The sequence below is a fragment of the Klebsiella sp. CB_Kp196 genome (assembly GCF_040061575.1).
Lineage (GTDB): Bacteria > Pseudomonadota > Gammaproteobacteria > Enterobacterales > Enterobacteriaceae > Klebsiella > Klebsiella michiganensis.
In genome coordinates, this window is record NZ_JBEAFH010000054.1 from 124139 (window position 1) to 130390 (window position 6252).

Genomic DNA, 6252 nt, shown 5'->3' on the forward strand with positions numbered 1-6252 from the left:
TGTACCAGAAAGGCCGCGCCCGCCTGCAACTCGAATTATTTAGGGTATAATGGCGCCGTTTTAATAAGCAAAGAGGCCAGAGTGGAACAGGATCTCGCACAAATCGAGCAGTTTCTTGATGCCTTATGGCTGGAGCGGAATCTGGCGGAGAACACGCTAAGCGCCTACCGCCGGGACCTGACGATGGTGGTCGAATGGCTGCATCATCGTGGCCTGTCGCTTGCCAGCGTCAGCGGCGAAGATCTCCAGTCGCTGCTGGCGGAGCGGCAAACCGGCGGCTATAAAGCCACCAGCACCGCGCGCCTGCTAAGCGCCGTGCGCCGTTTCTTCCAGCATCTTTACCGGGAGAAAATTCGCCCGGACGATCCCAGCGCGCTGCTGGCCTCGCCAAAGCTGCCGCAGAGGCTGCCGAAGGATCTGAGCGAGGCGCAGGTGGAACGCCTGCTCCAGGCGCCGCTGGTTGAACAACCGCTGGAGCTGCGCGATAAAGCGATGCTGGAAGTGCTGTACGCCACCGGTCTGCGCGTTTCCGAGCTGGTGGGCCTGACCATGAGCGACATTAGCCTGCGACAGGGCGTGCTGCGCGTGATTGGTAAAGGAAATAAAGAACGTCTGGTACCGCTGGGTGAAGAGGCGGTGCTGTGGGTTGAGAATTACCTTGAATACGGGCGCCCCTGGCTGCTGAACGGCGTGGCGTCCGATGTGCTTTTTCCCAGCCAGCGCGCGCAGCAGATGACGCGCCAGACGTTCTGGCATCGAATTAAGCACTATGCCGTACTGGCGGGGATTGACAGCGAAAAGCTCTCCCCGCACGTGTTACGCCATGCGTTCGCGACGCATTTACTTAACCATGGCGCCGACTTACGCGTGGTGCAGATGCTGTTAGGACACAGCGATCTCTCCACGACGCAGATCTACACCCACGTGGCGACCGAGCGTCTGCGACAACTCCATCAACAGCATCACCCGCGTGCGTGAGTGCTGAAAAAAAGGACTGAGTATGAAAAAAGGTTTACTGATGTTCACTCTGCTGGCGACCACCTTATCCGGTGCGGCGCATGCCGATAGCGCGGCGATCAAGCAACTGCTGGCGAAGCTGGGCGTGCAGAGTTCGGACGTGCAACCTTCGCCGATCAAAGGCATCAGCACCGTATTGACGGACAGCGGCGTGATATACGTTACCGATGACGGTAAGCACATTATCCAGGGGCCGATGTACGACGTCAGCGGCGCGCAGCCGGTAAACGTCACCAATACGCTGCTGGCCGGTAAGCTGAACGCGCTGGAAAAAGAGATGATCGTCTATAAAGCGCCGCAGGAAAAACACGTCATCACCGTCTTCACCGATATTACCTGTGGTTATTGCCATAAATTGCATGAGCAGATGAGCGACTATAACGCGCTGGGTATTACCGTGCGCTATCTGGCCTTCCCGCGCCAGGGGCTGCAAAGCGAAGCCGAGCAGAATATGAAGGCTATCTGGTGCGCTAAAGATCGTAACAAAGCGCTGGATGACGCGATGAGCGGTAAGGGCGTGCAGCCGGCCAGCTGCGATGTTGATATCGCTAAACACTACATGCTGGGCGTGCAGCTTGGCGTTAACGGCACGCCGGCGATGGTGCTGAGCGACGGCACGCTGATGCCCGGCTATCGCGATCCTAAAGACCTGAAAGCGCTCCTTGATGAGCATCAAAAACAGACAAGCGGTAACTGATTCGCGTGAAACAACAGATACAACTACGCCGCCGCGAGGCGGCTGACGGCGTCGATTTACCTGCCGATCTCCCCCCGCTGCTGCAGCGGCTGTACGCCAGCCGCGGCGTGCGTAGCGCGCAGGAGCTGGAACGCGGCGTGAAAGGCATGCTGCCGTGGTCGCAGCTGACCGGCGTCGAAAAAGCGGTAGAGATGCTCTACGGCGCATTTCAGCAGGGGCTGCATATTGTGGTGGTCGGCGATTTTGACGCCGACGGCGCCACCAGCACCGCGCTGAGCGTTCTGGCCCTGCGGGCGCTGGGCTACGGTAACGTCTCGTACCTGGTGCCAAACCGTTTTGAAGATGGCTACGGCCTGAGCCCGGAAGTGGTCGATCAGGCTCACGCCCGCGGCGCGCAGATGATTATGACCGTGGATAACGGTATTTCTTCGCACGCTGGCGTCGATCGCGCCCATGCGCTGGGTATTCCGGTGCTGGTGACCGATCACCACCTGCCGGGGGATTCGCTGCCCGCGGCGGAAGCGATTATTAACCCGAACCTGCGCGACTGTGAGTTTCCGTCGAAATCGCTGGCCGGGGTGGGCGTGGCCTTTTATCTGATGCTGGCGCTGCGCACTTTTCTGCGCGATAAAGGCTGGTTTGAGGAGCGCGGCATTGCGCCGCCGAATCTGGCTGACCTCCTCGACCTGGTGGCGCTCGGCACCGTGGCGGACGTCGTACCGCTGGATGCCAACAACCGTATTCTGACCTGGCAGGGGCTGAGCCGCATCCGGGCGGGGAAATGCCGTCCGGGCATTAAGGCGCTGCTGGAGATCGCCAACCGCGACCCGCAAAAGCTGGCGGCAAGCGATCTCGGCTTCGCGCTCGGTCCGCGGCTTAACGCGGCTGGGCGGCTGGACGATATGTCCGTCGGCGTGGCGCTGCTGCTGTGCGACAACACCGGCGAAGCGCGGGTGCTGGCCAATGAGCTGGACGCGTTGAACCAGACGCGCAAAGAGATAGAGCAGGGGATGCAGGCGGAAGCCCTGACCCTGTGTGAGAAGCTGGAGCGCAGCGGTGAGACGCTGCCCGGCGGCCTGGCGATGTACCATCCGCAGTGGCACCAGGGCGTCGTTGGCATTCTGGCCTCGCGTATCAAAGAGCGTTTCCATCGTCCGGTTATCGCCTTTGCGCCCACCGGCGACGGTACGCTCAAAGGCTCCGGTCGGTCGATTCAGGGGCTGCATATGCGCGATGCGCTGGAGCGTCTGGATACGCTCTATCCCGGGCTGATTCTGAAGTTTGGCGGCCATGCCATGGCGGCGGGGCTATCGCTGGAAGAGGCGCGCTTTGAAGAGTTCCAGCAGCGCTTCGGCGAGCTGGTGACCGAGTGGCTCGATCCTGCGCTGCTGCAGGGGGAAGTGGTCTCCGACGGTCCGCTGGCGGCGGCAGAGATGAGCATGGAGGTCGCGCAGATGCTGCGCGACGCCGGACCGTGGGGGCAGATGTTCCCGGAGCCGCTGTTTGACGGCCGTTTCCGTCTGCTACAGCAGCGCCTGGTCGGCGAGCGTCATCTGAAGGTGATGGTTGAGCCAGTCGGCGGCGGCCCGCTGCTGGACGGTATCGCGTTCAATGTTGATACTTCCCTTTGGCCGGATAACGGCGTTCGCGAAGTTCAGCTTGCCTATAAGCTTGATATCAATGAGTTCCGCGGCAACCGCAGCCTGCAGCTGATCATTGGCCACCTCTGGCCAAATTGAGAACAGTATATTAATGAGGGCGCGAATCCGGTAGAATTCCGCTCTTATCACCGCATTTTGACGAATCCATTAAAAGAAACCGACCATGTTTGAAATAAATCCGGTAAAAAACCGTATTCAGGACCTCACGGAGCGCTCGGACGTTCTTAGGGGGTATCTTTGACTACGATGCTAAGAAAGAGCGTCTCGAAGAAGTAAACGCCGAGCTGGAGCAGCCTGACGTCTGGAACGAACCAGAGCGCGCGCAGGCGCTGGGTAAAGAGCGTTCCTCGCTGGAAGCCATCGTTGATACGCTGGATCAGATGTCTCAGGGGCTGGAGGACGTTTCCGGCCTGCTGGAGCTGGCCGTTGAAGCCGAAGACGAAGAGACCTTCAACGAAGCCGTCGCCGAGCTCGATGTGCTGGAAGAGAAGCTGGCGCAGCTGGAATTCCGCCGGATGTTCTCCGGTGAATACGACAGCGCCGATTGCTACCTCGATATCCAGGCCGGTTCCGGCGGAACGGAAGCGCAGGACTGGGCCAGCATGCTGATGCGCATGTATCTGCGCTGGGCCGAAGCGCGCGGCTTCAAGACCGAGATCATCGAAGAGTCTGAAGGCGAAGTGGCGGGCATTAAGTCCGTGACCATCAAGATTATCGGCGACTACGCCTACGGCTGGCTGCGTACCGAAACCGGCGTTCATCGCCTGGTGCGTAAGAGCCCGTTCGATTCCGGCGGCCGCCGCCACACCTCTTTCAGCTCCGCCTTCGTTTATCCGGAAGTGGATGACGATATTGATATCGACATCAACCCGGCGGATCTGCGCATTGACGTTTATCGCGCATCCGGCGCGGGCGGTCAGCACGTTAACCGTACGGAATCCGCGGTGCGTATTACCCACATTCCGACCGGCTTAGTGACCCAGTGCCAGAACGACCGTTCACAGCACAAGAACAAAGACCAGGCCATGAAGCAGATGAAAGCGAAGCTTTATGAGCTGGAAATGCAGAAGAAAAATGCCGAGAAGCAGGCGATGGAAGATACCAAATCCGACATCGGCTGGGGCAGCCAGATCCGTTCTTACGTGCTGGATGACTCCCGCATTAAAGATCTGCGCACCGGGGTGGAAACCCGCAACACTCAGGCGGTGCTGGACGGCAGCCTGGATCAATTTATCGAAGCAAGTTTGAAAGCAGGGTTATGAGGAACCAACATGTCTGAACAACAAGCACAGGGCGCTGACGCGGCAATTGACCTTAATAATGAACTGAAAGCCCGTCGTGAGAAGCTGGCCGCGCTGCGTGAGCAGGGTATCCCGTTCCCGAATGATTTCCGTCGTGACCACACCTCAGACCTTCTGCACGCTGACTTCGATGGCAAAGAAAACGAAGAGCTGGAAGCGCTGAACGTTGAAGTCGCCGTCGCTGGCCGCATGATGACCCGTCGTATCATGGGTAAAGCCTCCTTCGTTACGCTGCAGGACGTTGGCGGCCGCATTCAGCTGTACGTCGCCCGCGACGATCTGGCGGAAGGCGTCTATAACGAGCAGTTCAAAAAGTGGGACCTCGGCGATATCATCGCGGCGCGCGGTAAGCTGTTCAAAACCAAGACCGGCGAGCTCTCTATTCACTGCACCGAGCTGCGTCTGCTGACCAAAGCCCTGCGCCCGCTGCCGGACAAATTCCACGGCCTGCAGGATCAGGAAGCGCGCTATCGTCAGCGCTACCTGGACCTGATCTCCAACGATGAATCGCGCAACACCTTTAAAGTGCGTTCGCAGATCCTGGCGGGCATCCGCCAGTTCATGGTCGGCCGCGGCTTTATGGAAGTTGAAACCCCGATGATGCAGGTGATCCCCGGCGGCGCGTCCGCGCGTCCGTTCATCACCCATCACAACGCGCTGGATCTGGACATGTACCTGCGTATCGCGCCGGAACTGTACCTGAAGCGTCTGGTGGTTGGCGGCTTCGAGCGCGTGTTCGAAATCAACCGTAACTTCCGTAACGAAGGTATCTCCGTTCGCCATAACCCAGAGTTCACCATGATGGAACTCTACATGGCGTATGCGGATTACAAAGATCTGATTGAGCTGACCGAATCCCTGTTCCGCACCCTGGCGCAGGACGTTCTGGGCCATACTGAAGTGCCTTACGGCGATCAGACCTTTGATTTCGGCAAGCCGTTTGAAAAGCTGACCATGCGCGAAGCGATCAAGAAATATCGTCCGGAAACCGAGATGGCCGATCTGGATAACTTCGATTCCGCAAAAGCCATTGCGGAAAGCATCGGTATCCACGTTGAGAAGAGCTGGGGTCTGGGCCGCATCGTGACCGAGATCTTCGAAGAAGTGGCGGAAGCGCACCTGATTCAGCCGACCTTCATTACCGAATATCCGGCAGAAGTCTCTCCGCTGGCGCGTCGTAACGACGAGAACCCGGAAATCACCGACCGCTTTGAATTCTTCATCGGCGGGCGTGAAATCGGTAACGGCTTTAGCGAGCTGAACGATGCGGAAGACCAGGCGCAGCGTTTCCTCGATCAGGTTAACGCGAAAGCCGCCGGTGACGACGAAGCGATGTTCTATGACGAAGACTACGTTACCGCGCTGGAGCACGGCCTGCCGCCGACTGCGGGCCTGGGTATCGGTATCGACCGTATGGTGATGCTGTTTACCAACAGCCACACCATCCGCGACGTGATCCTGTTCCCGGCGATGCGTCCGGTAAAATAAGCATTACGCGAATAAAAAAACCCAGCAGAGCTGTAATGCCAGTCAGTTAAGCAACTGACTGGCTTTTTTTCGGGGCTGTGGGGTATCT

5 protein-coding genes are annotated in these 6252 nt (G+C 58.7%); all 5 read left to right on the plus strand.

Going from position 1 to position 6252, the window contains the following annotated elements:
- Positions 1 to 81: 81 nt before the first annotated feature.
- The 5 genes from xerD (at position 82) to lysS (ending at position 6164) form a co-directional block, all read left to right on the plus strand.
- Entirely contained in the window at positions 82 to 978 is an 897-nt protein-coding gene (gene xerD / locus ABLU87_RS19310) for a site-specific tyrosine recombinase XerD (RefSeq protein WP_004105555.1), read from the plus strand.
- Between the two features lie 22 nt (positions 979 to 1000).
- Positions 1001 to 1714: a bifunctional protein-disulfide isomerase/oxidoreductase DsbC gene (gene dsbC, locus ABLU87_RS19315; protein ID WP_004854054.1), complete on the plus strand. Its 714-nt coding sequence runs from the start codon at positions 1001 to 1003 to the stop codon at positions 1712 to 1714.
- Between the two features lie 5 nt (positions 1715 to 1719).
- On the plus strand, positions 1720 to 3453 hold the full coding sequence (gene recJ, locus ABLU87_RS19320) for a single-stranded-DNA-specific exonuclease RecJ (protein WP_122117309.1): 1734 nt from the start codon (positions 1720 to 1722) through the stop codon (positions 3451 to 3453).
- A gap of 85 nt (positions 3454 to 3538) precedes the next feature.
- Positions 3539 to 4637 (plus strand): peptide chain release factor 2 gene (prfB, locus tag ABLU87_RS19325; protein ID WP_100248296.1). Its coding sequence is split into 2 segments (ribosomal slippage): positions 3539 to 3613 and positions 3615 to 4637, totalling 1098 coding nucleotides; the frame shifts between segments, so codons are not numbered across the junction.
- 9 nt (positions 4638 to 4646) lie between these two features.
- A complete protein-coding gene (lysS, locus tag ABLU87_RS19330) occupies positions 4647 to 6164 on the plus strand; it encodes a lysine--tRNA ligase (protein ID WP_014226789.1) in 1518 nt (505 codons plus the stop codon).
- Positions 6165 to 6252 lie beyond the last annotated feature (88 nt).